14 protein-coding genes are annotated in these 15,152 nt (G+C 59.2%); 9 read left to right on the forward strand and 5 right to left on the reverse strand.

The window, feature by feature from the left end; translation table 11 throughout:
* Positions 1 to 94 precede the first annotated feature (94 nt).
* The gene (gene purU, locus CKW20_RS19485; RefSeq protein WP_007903852.1) at positions 95 to 943 is read right to left on the reverse strand and encodes a formyltetrahydrofolate deformylase; all 849 of its coding nucleotides are present in this window, start codon (positions 941 to 943) and stop codon (positions 95 to 97) included.
* Positions 944 to 1,268: 325 nt separating this feature from the next.
* On the opposite strand from purU, the gene mvaT reads away from it, so the two are divergent.
* Positions 1,269 to 1,646, forward strand: a complete 378-nt coding sequence (gene mvaT, locus CKW20_RS19495; RefSeq protein WP_007933316.1) for a histone-like nucleoid-structuring protein MvaT — start codon at positions 1,269 to 1,271, stop codon at positions 1,644 to 1,646.
* A gap of 98 nt (positions 1,647 to 1,744) precedes the next feature.
* On the opposite strand, the gene sbcB is transcribed toward mvaT, so the two are convergent.
* On the reverse strand, positions 1,745 to 3,175 hold the full coding sequence (gene sbcB / locus CKW20_RS19500; protein ID WP_095054374.1) for an exodeoxyribonuclease I: 1,431 nt from the start codon (positions 3,173 to 3,175) through the stop codon (positions 1,745 to 1,747).
* 169 nt (positions 3,176 to 3,344) lie between these two features.
* On the opposite strand from sbcB, the gene CKW20_RS19505 reads away from it, so the two are divergent.
* The 6 genes from CKW20_RS19505 (at position 3,345) to CKW20_RS19530 (ending at position 10,252) form a co-directional block, all read left to right on the forward strand.
* Complete coding sequence (locus CKW20_RS19505; protein ID WP_095054375.1) at positions 3,345 to 4,070, forward strand: RDD family protein; 726 nt, start codon at positions 3,345 to 3,347, stop codon at positions 4,068 to 4,070.
* Complete coding sequence (locus tag CKW20_RS19510) at positions 4,067 to 5,044, forward strand: stage II sporulation protein M (RefSeq protein WP_095054376.1); 978 nt, start codon at positions 4,067 to 4,069, stop codon at positions 5,042 to 5,044. The genes CKW20_RS19505 and CKW20_RS19510 overlap by 4 nt, the downstream gene beginning before the upstream one ends.
* The gene (locus tag CKW20_RS19515) at positions 5,031 to 6,575 is read left to right on the forward strand and encodes a DUF4129 domain-containing protein (protein ID WP_095054377.1); all 1,545 of its coding nucleotides are present in this window, start codon (positions 5,031 to 5,033) and stop codon (positions 6,573 to 6,575) included. Before CKW20_RS19510 ends, CKW20_RS19515 begins: the two co-directional genes overlap by 14 nt.
* Positions 6,572 to 7,735 (forward strand): DUF4350 domain-containing protein, encoded by a 1,164-nt coding sequence (locus tag CKW20_RS19520; RefSeq protein WP_095054378.1) that lies wholly within the window; start codon positions 6,572 to 6,574, stop codon positions 7,733 to 7,735. The genes CKW20_RS19515 and CKW20_RS19520 overlap by 4 nt, the downstream gene beginning before the upstream one ends.
* Positions 7,732 to 8,733 (forward strand): MoxR family ATPase, encoded by a 1,002-nt coding sequence (locus tag CKW20_RS19525; protein WP_095054379.1) that lies wholly within the window; start codon positions 7,732 to 7,734, stop codon positions 8,731 to 8,733. The genes CKW20_RS19520 and CKW20_RS19525 overlap by 4 nt, the downstream gene beginning before the upstream one ends.
* Before the next feature lie 187 nt (positions 8,734 to 8,920).
* Complete coding sequence (locus CKW20_RS19530) at positions 8,921 to 10,252, forward strand: DUF58 domain-containing protein (protein ID WP_095054380.1); 1,332 nt, start codon at positions 8,921 to 8,923, stop codon at positions 10,250 to 10,252.
* A gap of 130 nt (positions 10,253 to 10,382) precedes the next feature.
* Here the strand turns inward: CKW20_RS19530 and CKW20_RS19535 are convergent, their stop codons facing one another.
* Complete coding sequence (locus CKW20_RS19535) at positions 10,383 to 10,742, reverse strand: PilZ domain-containing protein (RefSeq protein WP_095054398.1); 360 nt, start codon at positions 10,740 to 10,742, stop codon at positions 10,383 to 10,385.
* A 241-nt stretch (positions 10,743 to 10,983) separates the two neighbouring features.
* A complete protein-coding gene (locus tag CKW20_RS19540) occupies positions 10,984 to 11,358 on the reverse strand; it encodes a tol-pal system YbgF family protein (protein WP_095054381.1) in 375 nt (124 codons plus the stop codon).
* Positions 11,359 to 11,551: 193 nt separating this feature from the next.
* Here CKW20_RS19540 and pyk point away from each other — a divergent pair, with 193 nt between their 5' ends.
* A complete protein-coding gene (gene pyk, locus CKW20_RS19545; protein ID WP_095054382.1) occupies positions 11,552 to 13,003 on the forward strand; it encodes a pyruvate kinase in 1,452 nt (483 codons plus the stop codon).
* 377 nt (positions 13,004 to 13,380) lie between these two features.
* Positions 13,381 to 14,640, forward strand: a complete 1,260-nt coding sequence (locus tag CKW20_RS19550) for an OprD family porin (RefSeq protein ID WP_095054383.1) — start codon at positions 13,381 to 13,383, stop codon at positions 14,638 to 14,640.
* A 118-nt stretch (positions 14,641 to 14,758) separates the two neighbouring features.
* Here CKW20_RS19550 and pcaC read toward each other — a convergent pair whose 3' ends face one another.
* Positions 14,759 to 15,151, reverse strand: coding sequence for a 4-carboxymuconolactone decarboxylase (pcaC, locus tag CKW20_RS19555; protein WP_095054384.1), 393 nt, complete (start codon positions 15,149 to 15,151; stop codon positions 14,759 to 14,761).
* Position 15,152 lies beyond the last annotated feature (1 nt).

Consider the following 15,152-nt stretch of genomic DNA (forward strand, 5'->3'; position numbering starts at 1 on the left):
CAGCCCCTCGACGCTCCGCGTCTGCTGTCGGGAGGTGACGCAAAGCGTCCCAGGATGCATCCCTACGCGGAGCGTGGGAACGATCCACGGAGCATCAGAACACCACGGTTTTATTGCCATGCACCAACACCCGGTCTTCCAGGTGATAACGCAGACCACGGGCCAGCACCATTTTCTCGACGTCACGGCCGAAGCGCACCATGTCTTCGATGCTGTCGCTGTGGCTGACGCGCACTACGTCCTGCTCGATGATCGGGCCGGCATCCAGCTCTTCGGTCACGTAGTGGCAAGTGGCACCGATCAACTTCACACCGCGCATCGAAGCCTGATGATATGGCTTGGCCCCAACGAACGACGGCAGGAAGCTATGGTGAATGTTGATGACTTTATGGGCATATTCGCTGCACAGCTCGGGCGGCAGAATCTGCATGTAACGGGCAAGCACTACTACTTCAGCCTCGTGCTGTTTGACCAGACGCGAGACTTCGGCGAAGGCCGGCTCCTTGTTCTGTGGGTTGACCGGGACATGGTAATAAGGAATACCGTGCCACTCGACCATGCTGCGCAAATCATCATGGTTGGAAATCACGCAGGCGATTTCACAGTCCAGTTCGTCGCTGTGCCAGCGGTGTAGCAAGTCGGCCAGGCAGTGGGATTCACGGCTGGCCATCAACACCACGCGTTTCTTCTGCTCGGTGTCGGTGATACGCCAGTCCATCGAGAACTCTTCGGCAATCGGTGCAAACGCTTCGCGAAAGGCTTCGATACCGAAAGGCAGCGAATCGGCACGAATTTCGTGACGCATGAAGAACCAGCCACTGAGATTGTCCGAGTGATGGCTCGCTTCAGTGATCCAGCCGTTATGGGACGCCAGAAAGTTACTGACTTTAGCAACGATGCCGACGCGGTCCGGGCAAGCAATCACCAGCCGAAAAGTGCGCATGAGGGGGAAACTCCAGAACTTCGCAAAGGCCGCCATTCTAGCGATTACGCAGCAAAACTGCAGTATTGATGACGTGTGGCCTTGCATCACGGCCCGAGGCACAGGTTCCGGCAGCGCCATTCGTCAATGCGATGGTGCTCTTGTAGCCAGTCTTCAACAGGTCAACTGTGAATATTTGTGACGCTATTTAACTGTCACTCCAATGTGTGCCTATTCCGAACTAATTTAAATAAAACTCCGGTTAAATGTTTACTTGATGAAACACCCTGACTATTATTGCCGCACTGTCACCCTGTCATCCAGCGCCCAACATAAGGTAGTCCTCATGTCCTTGATCAACGAATATCGCGCCACCGAAGAAGCTATCAAAGAGCTGCAAGCCCGTTTGAAGAACCTGTCCCAAGACGACAAACTGCAAACCGAGCTGGAATTCGAAGGCAAACTGCGCACCCTGATGGGCGAATACTCCAAATCCCTGCGCGACATCATCGCGCTGTTGGATCCAGAGTCCAAAACCAAGGCTCCACGTGGCGGCGCAGTAAAAACTACTGGCACCAAGCGTGCCCGCAAAGTTAAACAATACAAAAACCCGCACAACGGCGAAGTCATCGAAACCAAAGGTGGCAATCACAAGACTCTGAAAGAGTGGAAAGCCAAGTGGGGCGGTGACGTGGTTGAAGGCTGGGCTACCCTGCTGGGCTAAGCCGCAAGCTTGTCGTGGACTGATCCGCGACCTGAAGAACGCCAGCAAATGCTGGCGTTTTTTTATGCCCGGAATTCAAGTGAAGATCATTTTCGTTTTCAAAGATTCAAACGATTGCGTAATACCTGGACATGATTCTGCCATTCATCCAGGACCTCTCGCTGAAACGATGTAGCATTTATCGTCAATTGCGCGGCTTCCTTCAGAAAACTTTCCAGCGTATTTGGCGCGCCCCACTCCGGCGCAGTCAAACGTTGCTGACAGAAAATTCGCCAGCGCTCTTGCTCTTCGAAGCTCAACGTATCGGGAAAGTTGCGTGCGCGATAACGAAACAACAATTCAGGCAAACGTTCATCATCGAAAGGCCACTGTTCTTGTGCTAATTGCGCAGGGTCGGCGATTCTGACTTGCTCACATAGACGCCGGTCCCGATCACCAATAAAACCGTCGTATAACTGTTGCTCGGGGTCCAGGCTCGGAGAGAAATCGTCGCTGGCGTAAATCCCCAATACTTTATCTCGCCAAACTTGTTGTGCGTCACTTAGCCGCAGCGCCCGTTGCTGATAAAGCGCCATATCCAGCCCCAAACGTTGCTGATCTAGAGGACGAAGTACCGACAACGGCGCCACTACCGGGCACTTGTTGATGTGTATGAGCTTGAGCGGCACCGGCAGTTCGCCTTCGGCCAAGTCATCGCGGCGGGTATAAAGCCGCTGACGCAAGGTTTCGGCATCCAGATCGAGCAGCCCCTGAGGGTCCAGGTGCAAGTCACAGACAATCAGCGCGTTGCGATTACGTGGATGCCAAGCCAATGGCAGCACCACGCCCACATAGTTGCGGGCCGCCGAAAAGCGCCCGGAAATATGCACCATCGGCTGCAACAGCCGAATTTGATCCATGACCTTTTGTTTGCTGCGCAATTGAAACAACCACTCATACAACTTCGGCTGTTTTTCCCGAATCAGACGCGCCAGGGCGATGGTGGCGCGAACGTCCGACAGCGCCTCGTGTGCATGCCCGTGATCGATGCCATTGGCGGCGGTCAGACGTTCGAGTTTGAGCGTGACTCGCCCTTCGTCGTCCTTGGGCCAGACGAGGCCATCGGGGCGCAAGGCATAAGCAGCGCGCACCACATCAATCAGGTCCCAGCGGCTGTTGCCACCCTGCCACTCCCGTGCGTAGGGGTCGAAAAAGTTTCGATACAGGCTGTAACGGGTCATCTCATCATCGAAACGCAGCGTGTTGTATCCCGCCCCACAGGTGCCGGGCGCCGCGAGCTGGGCATGAACCCGCGTCATGAAATCGGCTTCACTCAAACCTTGCTCGGCCAGACAACCGGGCGTAATACCGGTGATCGCGCACGCCGCCGGATGCGGCAGGATGTCGTCACTGGGCTGGCAATAAAGGTTGACCGGTTCGTCTATTTCATTGAGATCGAAGTCGGTGCGAATCCCCGCCACTTGCAGCGGACGGTCGCAACGGGGGTTGATGCCAGTGGTTTCATAGTCGTACCAGAAGATCGAGGTCACGGGTTGTTCCTGAACTGAAGACGGCGAAGTCTAGGCACACACACGGCGCCCCGACCAGCAATCTTGTTATTCAAACATCTCTGACCACGCACTGTGCAATACATAGTTATGTCGTTTTCCCCCGAGAGGCTGCTAGCATCCGACGGACCAGGCCACATCAAGGTTGCCCATGCCCGAGATCACAGCACTGCAAAGGAACGCAACGCTGGCCCCGCCACTGGACACGCGGTATCACGTCGAAACGCCCGAAGGCATCGACTTGCCGCTGCGCCCGGCCGGGTTGATGGTACGTGCGCTGGCGTTCGCCATCGACCTGGGCCTGCGCGGGGTGATTCTGGGCCTGCTGTTTATTGTGTTGGCGTTTCTCGGAAAACTCGGTGCAGGGCTTGGCTCGATTCTGCTGTTCGTGGTGAGCTGGTGGTACATGGTGCTGTTCGAGGTGCTCAATCAGGGCCGCTCGCCGGGCAAGCAATGGATGGGGTTGCGCGTGGTGCAGGACGATGGCACGCCGATCGGCTGGTCCGCGTCCTTGCTGCGCAACCTGCTGCGATTTGTCGACATGTTGCCGTTCGGCTACTTTCTCGGGGCGATCAGCTGCCTGCAACATCCCTCCTTCAAACGCCTCGGCGACCTGACCGCCGGTACACTGGTGATCTACCGTGAACAATCGCTCACCCGTCCCCAACTGCCTGATGTCCCGCCGCGGCGTGCAGCCTTCGCGCTGACGCTGACCGAGCAACGCGCCATCCTCGGGTTTGCCGAACGCCAGGGTGAACTCTCCGAAGCGCGGGCCAACGAACTCGCCTCGATACTCGCGCAACCGTTGCAGGTTTCTGTGTCACAGGCGAGGACCGAACTCAACGGTATCGCCCGTGGACTGTTGGGCCCCACATGAAGCAAAGCCTGTTCGAAAGTCGCCACAGTGCCGAATGGGAGCAGTTTGCACTCATGCTTGAACGGTTGGAACGAGACAAGGGCGCCTCTGGAGTCGCCAGTTTCCCCAGCGATTATCGACGCCTCTGCCAACACCTGGCCCTGGCTCGGGAGCGCGGTTACAGCAGTTTCCTGATCGACTCATTACAGCAACTGGTTCTGCGCGGGCATCAACAACTTTATCGGCATCGCAGTCGACTGGGTGCCAACGTACTGAGTTTCATCCTCGCCGACTTCCCGCGACTGGTGCGTGAGCAGTGGCGTTTCGTGCTTGCCGCCAGCCTGATTTTTTTTGGCAGCCTGATCGGTTTCGCGCTGCTGGTGTATCTGTTTCCGGAGCTGGTCTACAACCTGATCCCCGCCGAGCAGGTCAGCCAGGTACAGCGAATGTACGACCCCGACGCCGGTCATCTGGGGCGCTTGGCAGAACGGGCGGCCAGTGAAGACTGGGTGATGTTCGGTTATTACATCATGCACAACATCGGCATCGCTTTTCAGACCTTCGCCAGCGGTTTGCTGTTTGGCCTGGGCAGCGCGTTTTTCCTGTTCTACAACGGCTTGATGATCGGCGCGGTGGCCGGGCACTTGACACACATCGGCTACGGGCAAACCTTCTGGTCGTTCGTGATCGGCCACGGCGCCTTCGAACTGAGCGCCATTGCCCTGGCCGGTGCCGCTGGCCTGCAACTGGGCTGGGCGTTGATCGCGCCGGGACGTTTGCCCCGCGCCGAAGCCCTGCAACTGGCGGCGCGCAAGAGCGTGTTGCTGATATGCGGGGTCATGCTGTTTCTGTTGATTGCAGCGTTTATTGAAGCCTACTGGTCGTCGCGGACCGGGCTCGCGCCGCTGACCAAATACCTGGTCGGCGCGGCGCTCTGGTTGTTGGTGGCGACTTATCTGCTGTTCGCCGGACGGGCTCGCCATGCGCCTGAGTGATGCCAGTGTGGTGATCCGTCCACGCACGACCTGGGAAGCCATGGACCTGGGAGTGCTGCTGAGTCAGCGCCATCGACGCCTGTTGATGACCAGTTGGGCGATCGTGACCTTGCCGATCTTCGCCCTGCTCACCTTGCTGCTGTGGGATTCGCCCTCCCTTGTCGTATTCCTGTTCTGGTGGCTCAAACCGGCGTTCGATCGGCTGCCGCTGTACATCCTGTCCAAAGCCATGTTCGGCGAAACGCCCACGCTGAAACAGGCCCTGCGCCAATGGCCACGCCTGCTAATGCCGCAATTGCTGGTCAGCCTGACCTGGCGTCGCTTGAGCCTGAGCCGCAGTTTTCTGATGCCGGTGGTGCAACTCGAAGGCTTGGCGGGAGAAGCACGCCAACAACGTTTGCGGGTGCTGTTGCAGCGTAACGCCGGTGCCGCGCAATGGCTGACGATTATCGGCGTGCATCTGGAGGCCGCGTTGTGGATCGGCTTGATGGTGTTGTTCTACCTGCTCTTGCCACAACAGATCGAACTCGACTGGGGCTGGCAGACCTTGATTACCGCCGCCACACAAGACTGGCGCTGGCTGGAACACCTGACCAATACCTTTTACGTTCTGGTGCTGATTGTCTGGGAACCGATTTATGTGGCCTGCGGTTTCAGCCTTTATCTGAACCGGCGCACACAGCTGGAAGCCTGGGATATCGAGCTGGTCTTTCGCCGAATGCGACAACGATTGAGCAACGCGGTCGTCCCACTACTGCTGGCCGCAACCCTGCTGGTGCCGACGGTGCAAAGCGTCTGGGCCGCCGAACCGGTTATCTCACCGGACAGTCCGCGTCTGCTGGACCAACCTTTGACCAGCCAGGCCTCCCGGGACAGCATCAAGGCCATCCTCGAACAACCACCGTTCAAGAACAAGGAAACGGTCACGCGCTATCGTTTTGGCGAAGACAAACCCGCTTCCGAGACTGCGGACGATGATCAAACACCGGCGTGGCTGAAGGCGCTGTTCAGCTTGCTGGACAGCCAACGCTTTGGGGTATTGGCCAGCGTGATCGAAGTGTTGCTGTGGGGCACGGTGATCGGCGCCATTGGGCTGTTGATCTGGCGTTACCGCGACTGGCTGCGGGCCTTTGTCAGCCGCCGACCAACGTCAAATCGCAAAGTCGTGCAGCCATTACCGCAGCAGGCGTTCGGCCTGGACCTCAACCGCGAAACCCTTCCCGCCGACATTGCAGCCAGCGCCGAAAGCCTCTGGCAGAGCAATCCCCGTGAAGCCCTCGGGTTGCTCTATCGCGCCCTGCTCAGCCACTTGCTGCACGACTTCAACATGGCGCTCAAACCCGCCGATACCGAAGGCGAAGTGCTTCAGCGCGTCGAACAACTGCAACAACCTGCCTTGCTGGCCTTCAGTAAAAACCTCACCGGGCACTGGCAAAACATGGCCTATGGGCATCGCCTGCCACCGGCGCATTTGCAACAAGAACTCTGTGACGGCTGGCGCACGCTGTTCGGCCCGGGAGCGATCCGTTGAACCGGCGTTTATGGCTTTCGGTCGGTGTGCTCATCGCCCTGCTGGTGGGCGCGCTGAGTGTTTACCTGTATTTCAAGGCCATACCCTATCAGGCAGAAATCGATCACGGCCCGTCCCCCGAAGCCCAGGCCAACCCCTATCTGGCGGCTGAGCATTTTCTGCGCAAACAGGGCCTGACCGTCAATCACGCCAACACCCTCGACATCTTGCCGACCCTCGAACCTCATCAGCGCAGTTTGTTGTTACTCGGCGATCGGTCGAACATGTCCCCACGACAGGTGAATCAGGTGTTGAACTGGACCCGGGCCGGTGGTCGTCTTTTATTCGTCGCCGAAGCCCTGTGGGATGAGAAGACCGGTCAGAGCAATGACCTGCTGCTCGATCGGGTGCAACTGCACCAGTCCCTGAGCAAAGACCTCAAGGAACCGCCGCCCGATCTCAACGACGACCCCTACCCCAAATTGACCAAGCTTTACCTGGAAAACGAAGAGGCGCCGGCGTACGTCAGCTTCGATACCGCGTTCCACCTCGACGATCCGAAAAACATCGTCCAGGCCTGGGCCAACAGTGGCAAAGCCACGCACATGATGCAGCTGAGTCACGGGCAGGGTTCGATCACCGTGGTCACCGACGCCGACCTCTGGAAAACCCCGGCCATCGACCAGTACGACAACGCCTGGCTGCTGTGGTACCTGACGGCCGACACCGACGTGACCCTGCTGTTCAATACCGATCACGACAGCTTGCTGACCTTGCTGTGGCGCTACTTCCCACAAGCCTTGGTGGCCCTGATCGCCTTGATCGTTTTCGGATTCTGGCATGTCGGCGTGCGTAACGGTCCGTTGCTGGAGCCGGCGCCAAGAGCGCGCCGTCAGCTTCAGGAACACCTGCGTGCCAGCGCCGATTTCATGCTCCGTCACAATGGTCAGCACAGCCTGTTGCAAGCCCTGCAACAAGACATCCTGCGTCGTGTCCGTCACCGTCATCCCGGTTTTGAACAACTCGGCGTTGCCGAACAATGGCTGGTGCTCGCACGCCTGACTGGCCAACCCACACGCACCATCAGCCAGGCCATGAGCCCGCGACCGAAGCAGCGGCTGTCCAGCGCTGAATTCAGCCGTCAGGTCGCCCACCTGCAAACCTTGAGGAACGCCTTATGAGTGAACAGTTCGAGCCCGGCACACAGCCCCACGCCGCCCAGCAGCGCCAGCGCGCCAGCCAGTTGGCCCAAGCGATACGGACGGAATTGCAGAAAGCCGTAATCGGCCAGAACAGCGTGATCGACGATGTGCTCACCGCCCTGATCGCTGGCGGCCATGTGCTGCTCGAAGGCGTGCCGGGGCTGGGCAAGACGTTGTTGGTGCGCGCCCTCGCTCGCTGCTTCGGCGGTGAATTCGCACGCATCCAGTTCACCCCGGACCTGATGCCCAGCGATGTCACCGGGCACGCGGTGTACGACCTGCAGACCGAGCAATTCAAACTGCGCAAAGGCCCATTGTTCACCAACCTGCTGCTCGCCGATGAGATCAACCGTGCCCCAGCGAAAACCCAGGCAGCGCTGCTCGAAGCCATGCAGGAACGCCAAGTCACTCTTGAAGGCCGTGCCCTGCCCATCGCGCAACCGTTCATGGTGCTCGCCACGCAAAACCCCATCGAACAGGAAGGCACTTATCCTTTGCCGGAAGCTGAACTCGACCGTTTCATGCTCAAGGTGCGCATGGACTACCCCGATGCCGATCAGGAATTGAACATGGTGCGCCAGGTCAGCCGCTCGACCCGGGCCGACATGCTTGATGTGCAACCGTTGCGCACCGTGTTGCAAGCCAAGGACGTGCTGGCCTTGCAGCGCATTGCCAGTGATCTGCCAATGGACGATCAGGTACTCGATTACGCCGTGCGCCTGGCCCGCACCACCCGGACCTGGCCAGGGTTGACCCTCGGTGCCGGGCCACGCGCCTCCATTGCATTGGTACGTTGCGCCCGCGCCCGGGCCTTGTTGCGCGGGGGTGAGTTTGTGATTCCCGATGACATCAAAGGCTGCGCGCTGGCCGTTCTGCGTCACCGTGTGCGAATTGCCCCGGAGCTTGACATCGAAGGGCTGGAAGTCGATCAGGTGCTCAAGCAACTGCTCGATCAAGTCCCGGCGCCGCGCCTGTGAACACGGTCATGCAGACCAATCCTGTGGCGAGGGGGCTTGCTCCCGTTGGGTTGCGAAGCAGCCTCAAAACCAGGCGACGCGCAATGTCAGGCAAACCGCACCCACCTGTTTTACGACTGCTGCGCAGTCGAGCGGGAGCAAGCTCCCTCGCCTCAAAAAGCTCTTTTGCCACAAAAGGTATGCGCCGATGAAACCCTCGCGCCTGCTGCTGATCTGGCTCGCAATGCTGTTGGCCATCGGCATCGTGCTGGGCGCATTGCGGGCACTGGACATCGAGGTTCCATCGAGCCTTTTGTCAATCAACTGGGGATTGCTGTTAGCGCTGCTGGCCTTGGCGATACTCGATGCCATCCGCCTCAAACGCCTGCCCTCGCCCCGCGTCCAGCGGCAAATGCCCGGCAGCCTGGCGCTCGGTCGATGGAGTGAAGTGCGACTGGAGGTCGAGCACGATTGTGCTCAACCACTGAACGTACACATCTTCGACCATGTGCCGCACGGCCTGGACTTCGAACACCTTCCATTGTCCGTCGAACTGCAACCCGGCCAGCAAAGCCTGATCGGCTATCGGTTGCGCCCGCTAAAGCGCGGGCACTTCACCTTCGAACACTGCGAATTCCACCTGCCAAGCCCCATGGGCCTGTGGTGCGACAAACGCCTGCTGCACAGGGTTGATCACACCCGCGTCTACCCCGACTTCGCCCGTCTTCACAGCGGACAACTGCTGGCGGTGGACAACTGGCTGAGCCAGCTCGGCGTACGCCAGCGTCAACGTCGCGGCCAGGGGCAGGAATTCCATCAATTGCGCGAATTTCGCGAAGGCGACAGTCTGCGCCAGATCGACTGGAAAGCCACCGCCCGCCATCGCACCCCCATCGCCCGGGAGTACGGAGACGAGCGCGACCAGCAGATCATTTTCCTGCTCGACTGCGGCCGACGCATGCGCAGCCAGGACGGCGAACTGTCCCACTTCGATCATGCATTGAACGCCTGTCTGCTGCTCGCCTACACCGCGTTACGACAAGGCGATGCCGTCGGCCTGAGCACCTTCGCCAGCGACCAGCCCCGCTACCTCGCCCCGGCCAAAGGCAACGGCCAGCTCAATGTACTGCTCAACACCGTCTACGACCTGGACAGCAGTCAACGCCCTGCTGACTACCAGACCGTTGCCAACCAATTGCTCGCCCGGCAAAAGCGCCGGGCGCTGGTGGTGCTGGTGACCAACCTGCGGGATGAGGACGATGAAGAACTGCTTACCGCCGTCAAGCGTTTAGGCCAACAGCACCGCGTGTTAGTGGCGAGCCTGTGCGAAGAGAGGCTCGACAGCCTGCGGCATGGGCAGGTGCAGACCTTGACGGACGCACTGGCTTATTGTGGGACGGTGGAATATTTGAATGCACGGGACGAACTCCATGAGCGATTGTGCGCCAATGGAATACTAGTGCTGAATGTCCGGCCTCAACAGTTGGGTGCGCAGCTACTAACACAATATCTGCATTGGAAAAAAGCAGGCGCAATGTGACAGCACGCAGGATTGCGAGCGGGTGATTAAGCCGACATAACAGCAACCTGTAGGAGCCGAGCTTGCTGGCGAAGGCGGCTTCGAAAGCGCCTTCGCCAGCAAGCTCGGCTCCTACAAAAAATCGGTGTGTTCAGGCAGAGGCCGGCAACGGCTGAAAGCTGAAGTACTGCTGTAACGCCACCAGCAATTGCCCATACTCCGGCGGTGCCCGTTGCAGACTGAAGCCGGCGTCATAGTGGTGGGGGGTTGCGTCCTCGTGACACCACAGACAAGAGGCGTTGAGGTCGATCACCTGCTGACAATTGCCGTCCATGGGAATTTTCAGGCGCAGGTCAAAATCGGCGCCCACCATCATCGGCAACTGGCTGATCAGCATCAACCCGTCCTCGGACAGATTGCCCAGAAAGCCAATGGGCTTGTCGGTGACGCTGTTGAACACTTTGAGAAAATACGGCAGTTGATGCCGCTCAATCCGGCGGTCAGTGAACATGCTGATTTCGCTACGCAAGGCCCTTAAGCAGGGCCGCACCAATGCTTCGGAACGGGCCTGCTCAATTGCTTTATAAGCATAAGCCGCGCTCTCCCCGATCCCGGTGCGACAGTCCATCCAGCCGCTGTCACTTACTGCTGCCGATCACAGGTGTTACCTCGAATTAGAAACAAGGCTCTAAACCGATTTACTCGACTATAGCTCACAGCCGCCGGTCAGCCAGCCTTTGAATACCCTTCAATCAGAATCGGGTCGGGCTCACGACCGCCGCGCTGCGGGTCGGGTAATGCCCCAGGCTCTGCAAGGTTTCCAGGCGGGCACGAGCGCGGTAGGCGTATTCGCTCTGCGGGTACGAGGCGATGATGAACTGGTAAGTCTGGACCGCGTCGATGAACATTTTCTGCCGTTCCAGGCACTGGCCGCGCATCATCGAGACTTCCGGCCACACATAAGGCCGCGCGCGACTGGCGCGCTCGACCTTGGACAGTTCGAGCATCACCTGCTCGCAGTTGCCGCGCTCATAGGCGCTGTAGGCGTTATTCAAATGGTGGTCCATCGACCAACGGGTGCAGCCCACAACACTGAGGGCAAGGATGGCAATGAGCACGAATCGCATGGGGGATCTCCTGTCTTGAGTTCTGTATCGACTCGTGGCCAGAAATCTTCAGGAGCATTTGCACCAAGCTGTACCGTTCAATAAAGAAAGAAAGCAATAACCAAGTTCTTCACAAAAAGTAGTGCAAACGAACAATGACTACACCCAAAGACCATAGTAGCCTCTGCTAGCGCTTGAACTCAGGAGTCTTTGCATGTCCGTCCGTCGTACCAAAATCGTCGCTACCCTTGGCCCGGCCAGTAACTCGCCGGAAGTTCTCGAACAGTTGATTCTGGCTGGCCTGGACGTCGCCCGTCTGAACTTCTCCCACGGCACCCCCGACGAGCACAAGGCTCGCGCGAAGCTGGTGCGTGACCTCGCTGCCAAGCACGGCCGCTTCGTCGCCCTGCTGGGTGACCTGCAAGGCCCGAAAATTCGTATCGCCAAATTCGCCAACAAGAAGATCGAGCTGAAGATCGGTGATCAATTCACCTTCTCTACCAGCCATCCGTTGACCGAAGGCAACCAGCAAGTGGTCGGCATCGACTACCCGGACCTGGTGAAAGACTGTGGCGTGGGCGACGAGCTGTTGCTCGACGACGGCCGCGTGGTAATGCGCGTCGATACCGCCACCGCCACCGAGTTGCACTGCACCGTGACCATCGGCGGCCCACTGTCGGACCACAAAGGCATCAACCGTCGCGGTGGCGGCCTGACCGCACCGGCCCTGACCGAGAAAGACAAGGCCGACATCAAGCTCGCGGCCGAAATGGAAGTCGACTACCTCGCGGTGTCCTTCCCGCGTGACGCCGCCGACATGGAATACGCCCGTCAACTGCGCGACGAAGCCGGCGGTACTGCCTGGCTGGTGGCGAAGATCGAACGCGCCGAAGCCGTGGCCGACGACGAAACCCTCGACGGCCTGATCAAAGCCTCCGACGCGGTAATGGTTGCCCGTGGTGACCTGGGTGTGGAAATCGGCGACGCCGAGCTGGTGGGCATTCAGAAGAAAATCATTCTGCACGCACGCCGCCACAATAAGGCTGTGATCGTCGCGACCCAGATGATGGAGTCGATGATCCAGAACCCGATGCCGACCCGCGCCGAAGTGTCCGACGTAGCCAACGCCGTGCTCGACTACACCGACGCCGTGATGCTCTCGGCCGAAAGTGCTGCCGGTTTGTACCCGCTGGAAGCCGTGCAGGCCATGGCGCGCATCTGCATCGGCGCTGAAAAGCACCCGACCAGCAAGACCTCCAGCCACCGCATCGGCAAGGTCTTCGAAAGCTGCGACCAGAGCATCGCACTGGCAGCCATGTACACCGCTAACCACTTCCCGGGCGTGAAGGCGATCATCGCGTTGACCGAAAGTGGCTACACGCCGTTGATCATGTCGCGCATCCGTTCCTCGGTGCCGATCTACGCGTTCTCCCCGCACCGCGAAACCCAGGCCCGCGCGTCCATGTTCCGTGGCGTCTACACCGTTCCGTTCGACCCGGCATCCTTGCCACCTGAGCAGGTCAGCCAGGCCGCGATCGACGAGTTGCTTAAATTGGGCGTTGTGGAGAAAGGCGATTGGGTCATCCTGACCAAGGGCGACAGTTACCACACCATCGGTGGCACCAACGGGATGAAAATCCTGCACGTTGGCGACAAGATGGTCTGAGTACCGGACCGCTGAAAAACAAAAGCCCCGCCATGTGAATGGCGGGGCTTTTTGCATCCTGGTCCTGAAAAATTGTTGTCTGGGCCGACCCCATCGCGGCATAGGTTTCTACACATCTTCCCGACACCACAAAACCCTGATCAATCTTATGTTCGATAATCGCCCAGAACCCGCCATCCCCCGATTGAACCATTTAGTCCATTTCCCTCACCATCGGTCGCACAAAACCAATAACAACAGGTTCGACACCATGTCCCCGCGCCCTGCCCTGTCCGGCTGACTTCGCCCCGCTTTTCCGAATTCGAATCTTTTGTCTGCAACCCGAACGTTGCGGCAATGCCCTGTTTCACCTCCAAGAATTAGAGAGACCCGAGCCCATGACTTCCTCCACCACGCTGTATTTCTTCCCCAGCCTGATCGCCATGGCACTGGCCGGCGCGGCTCTGCCCGCCATGGCCGAGGAATCCGGTTTTGTCGAAGGCGCCAAGGTCAACCTGAACCTGCGCAACTTCTACATCAATCGTAATTTCACCAACCCGACCAAGAGCCAGGGCAAGGCTGAAGAGTGGACGCAAAGCTTCATCCTCGACGCTAAATCCGGGTTCACCCAGGGCACCGTCGGGTTCGGCATGGACGTGCTGGGTTTGTATTCGGTCAAGCTCGACGGCGGCAAAGGCACCGGCGGTACGCAGTTGCTACCGCTGGACCACGATGGGCGCCCGGCGGACAACTTCGGTCGCACCAATGTGGCGTTTAAGGCGAAGCTGTCCCAGACCGAAGTGAGGGTCGGCGAATGGATGCCCGTGCTGCCGATCCTGCGGTCGGACGATGGTCGCTCGCTGCCGCAAACCTTCCGCGGTGGCCAGATCACCTCGAAGGAAATCGACGGCCTGACGCTCTACGGCGGCCAGTTCCGCGCCAACAGCCCGCGCGACGACAGCAGCATGAACGACATGTCGATGACCGGCAAAACGGCGTTCACCTCAGACCGCTTCAACTTCCAGGGCGGCGAATATGCCTTCAACGACAAGCGCACGCAGATCGGCCTGTGGAACGCTGAACTCAAGGACATCTACAGCCAGCAATACGTCAACCTGATCCACACCCAACCGCTGGGCGACTGGACGCTCGGCGCCAACCTGGGGTTCTTCTACGGCAAGGATGACGGCAGTGCCCGGGCGGGCGAGCTGGACAACAAGACCTGGTCGGGCCTGTTCTCGGCCAAATATGGCGGCAACACCTTCTATGTCGGCCTGCAAAAACTCACCGGCGACAGCGCCTGGATGCGCGTCAACGGCACCAGCGGCGGTACGCTGGCCAACGATAGTTACAACGCCAGCTATGACAACGCCAAGGAAAAATCCTGGCAACTGCGCCACGACTACAACTTTGCCGCCCTTGGCGTGCCGGGCCTGACGTTGATGAACCGCTACATCAGCGGCGACAACGTACACACCGCAACCACCAGCGACGGCAAGGAATGGGGCCGCGAAAGCGAACTGGGCTACACCGTGCAGAGCGGCACGCTGAAAAACCTCAACGTCAAATGGCGCAACTCGACCATCCGCCGCGACTTCAGCAACAACGAGTTCGACGAGAATCGGTTGATCGTCAGCTATCCGATCAGTCTGTTGTAAGGCTCTCGGACGCCTTCGCGGGCAGCCTCGCTCCTACAGGTATGTGTCGATCACACAATCCCTGTAGGAGCGAGGCTGCCCGCGAAGGCGTCAGCTCAGGCAACACAACTTTTGCGGATCACTCCCGCGACTCAACCCCCAATTCATCCCACACCGACTCGGCCAGGTGAAAGGTCGCGTTGGCCGCCGGGATGCCGCAGTAGATCGCGCTCTGCATGATCACTTCCTTGATCTCGCCGCGGGTCACGCCGTTGTTGGCGGCGGCGCGCAGGTGCAGTTTGAGTTCTTCGTTGCGGTTCATGCCGATCAGCATGGCGAGGGTAATCAGGCTGCGGGTGTGGCGCGGCAGGCCCGGGCGGGTCCAGATGTCGCCCCAGGCGTGGCGGGTGATCATCTCCTGGAACTCCGAGTTGAACTCGGTCAGCGCGTTCAGGCTGCGGTCGACATGAGCGTCGCCAAGTACTGCGCGGCGAACGCTCAGGCCCTCGTCGTAACGTTGTTTCTCGTCCACA

Source organism: Pseudomonas sp. Irchel s3b2 (assembly GCF_900187445.1).
Lineage (GTDB): Bacteria > Pseudomonadota > Gammaproteobacteria > Pseudomonadales > Pseudomonadaceae > Aquipseudomonas.

Bases quoted from the DNA above. Each gene is read 5' to 3' on its own strand.
- mvaT (WP_007933316.1), top strand. From the start codon at position 1,269: ATGTCCTTGATCAACGAATATCGCGCCACCGAAGAAGCTATCAAAGAG.
- CKW20_RS19515 (WP_095054377.1), top strand. From the start codon at position 5,031: ATGCGCCTGAGTGATGCCAGTGTGGTGATCCGTCCACGCACGACCTGG.
- CKW20_RS19525 (WP_095054379.1), top strand. From the start codon at position 7,732: ATGAGTGAACAGTTCGAGCCCGGCACACAGCCCCACGCCGCCCAGCAG.
- CKW20_RS19505 (WP_095054375.1), top strand. From the start codon at position 3,345: ATGCCCGAGATCACAGCACTGCAAAGGAACGCAACGCTGGCCCCGCCA.
- pyk (WP_095054382.1), top strand. From the start codon at position 11,552: ATGTCCGTCCGTCGTACCAAAATCGTCGCTACCCTTGGCCCGGCCAGT.
- CKW20_RS19510 (WP_095054376.1), top strand. From the start codon at position 4,067: ATGAAGCAAAGCCTGTTCGAAAGTCGCCACAGTGCCGAATGGGAGCAG.
- CKW20_RS19530 (WP_095054380.1), top strand. From the start codon at position 8,921: ATGAAACCCTCGCGCCTGCTGCTGATCTGGCTCGCAATGCTGTTGGCC.
- CKW20_RS19550 (WP_095054383.1), top strand. From the start codon at position 13,381: ATGACTTCCTCCACCACGCTGTATTTCTTCCCCAGCCTGATCGCCATG.
- CKW20_RS19540 (WP_095054381.1), bottom strand. From the start codon at position 11,358: ATGCGATTCGTGCTCATTGCCATCCTTGCCCTCAGTGTTGTGGGCTGC.
- purU (WP_007903852.1), bottom strand. From the start codon at position 943: ATGCGCACTTTTCGGCTGGTGATTGCTTGCCCGGACCGCGTCGGCATC.
- CKW20_RS19535 (WP_095054398.1), bottom strand. From the start codon at position 10,742: ATGTTCACTGACCGCCGGATTGAGCGGCATCAACTGCCGTATTTTCTC.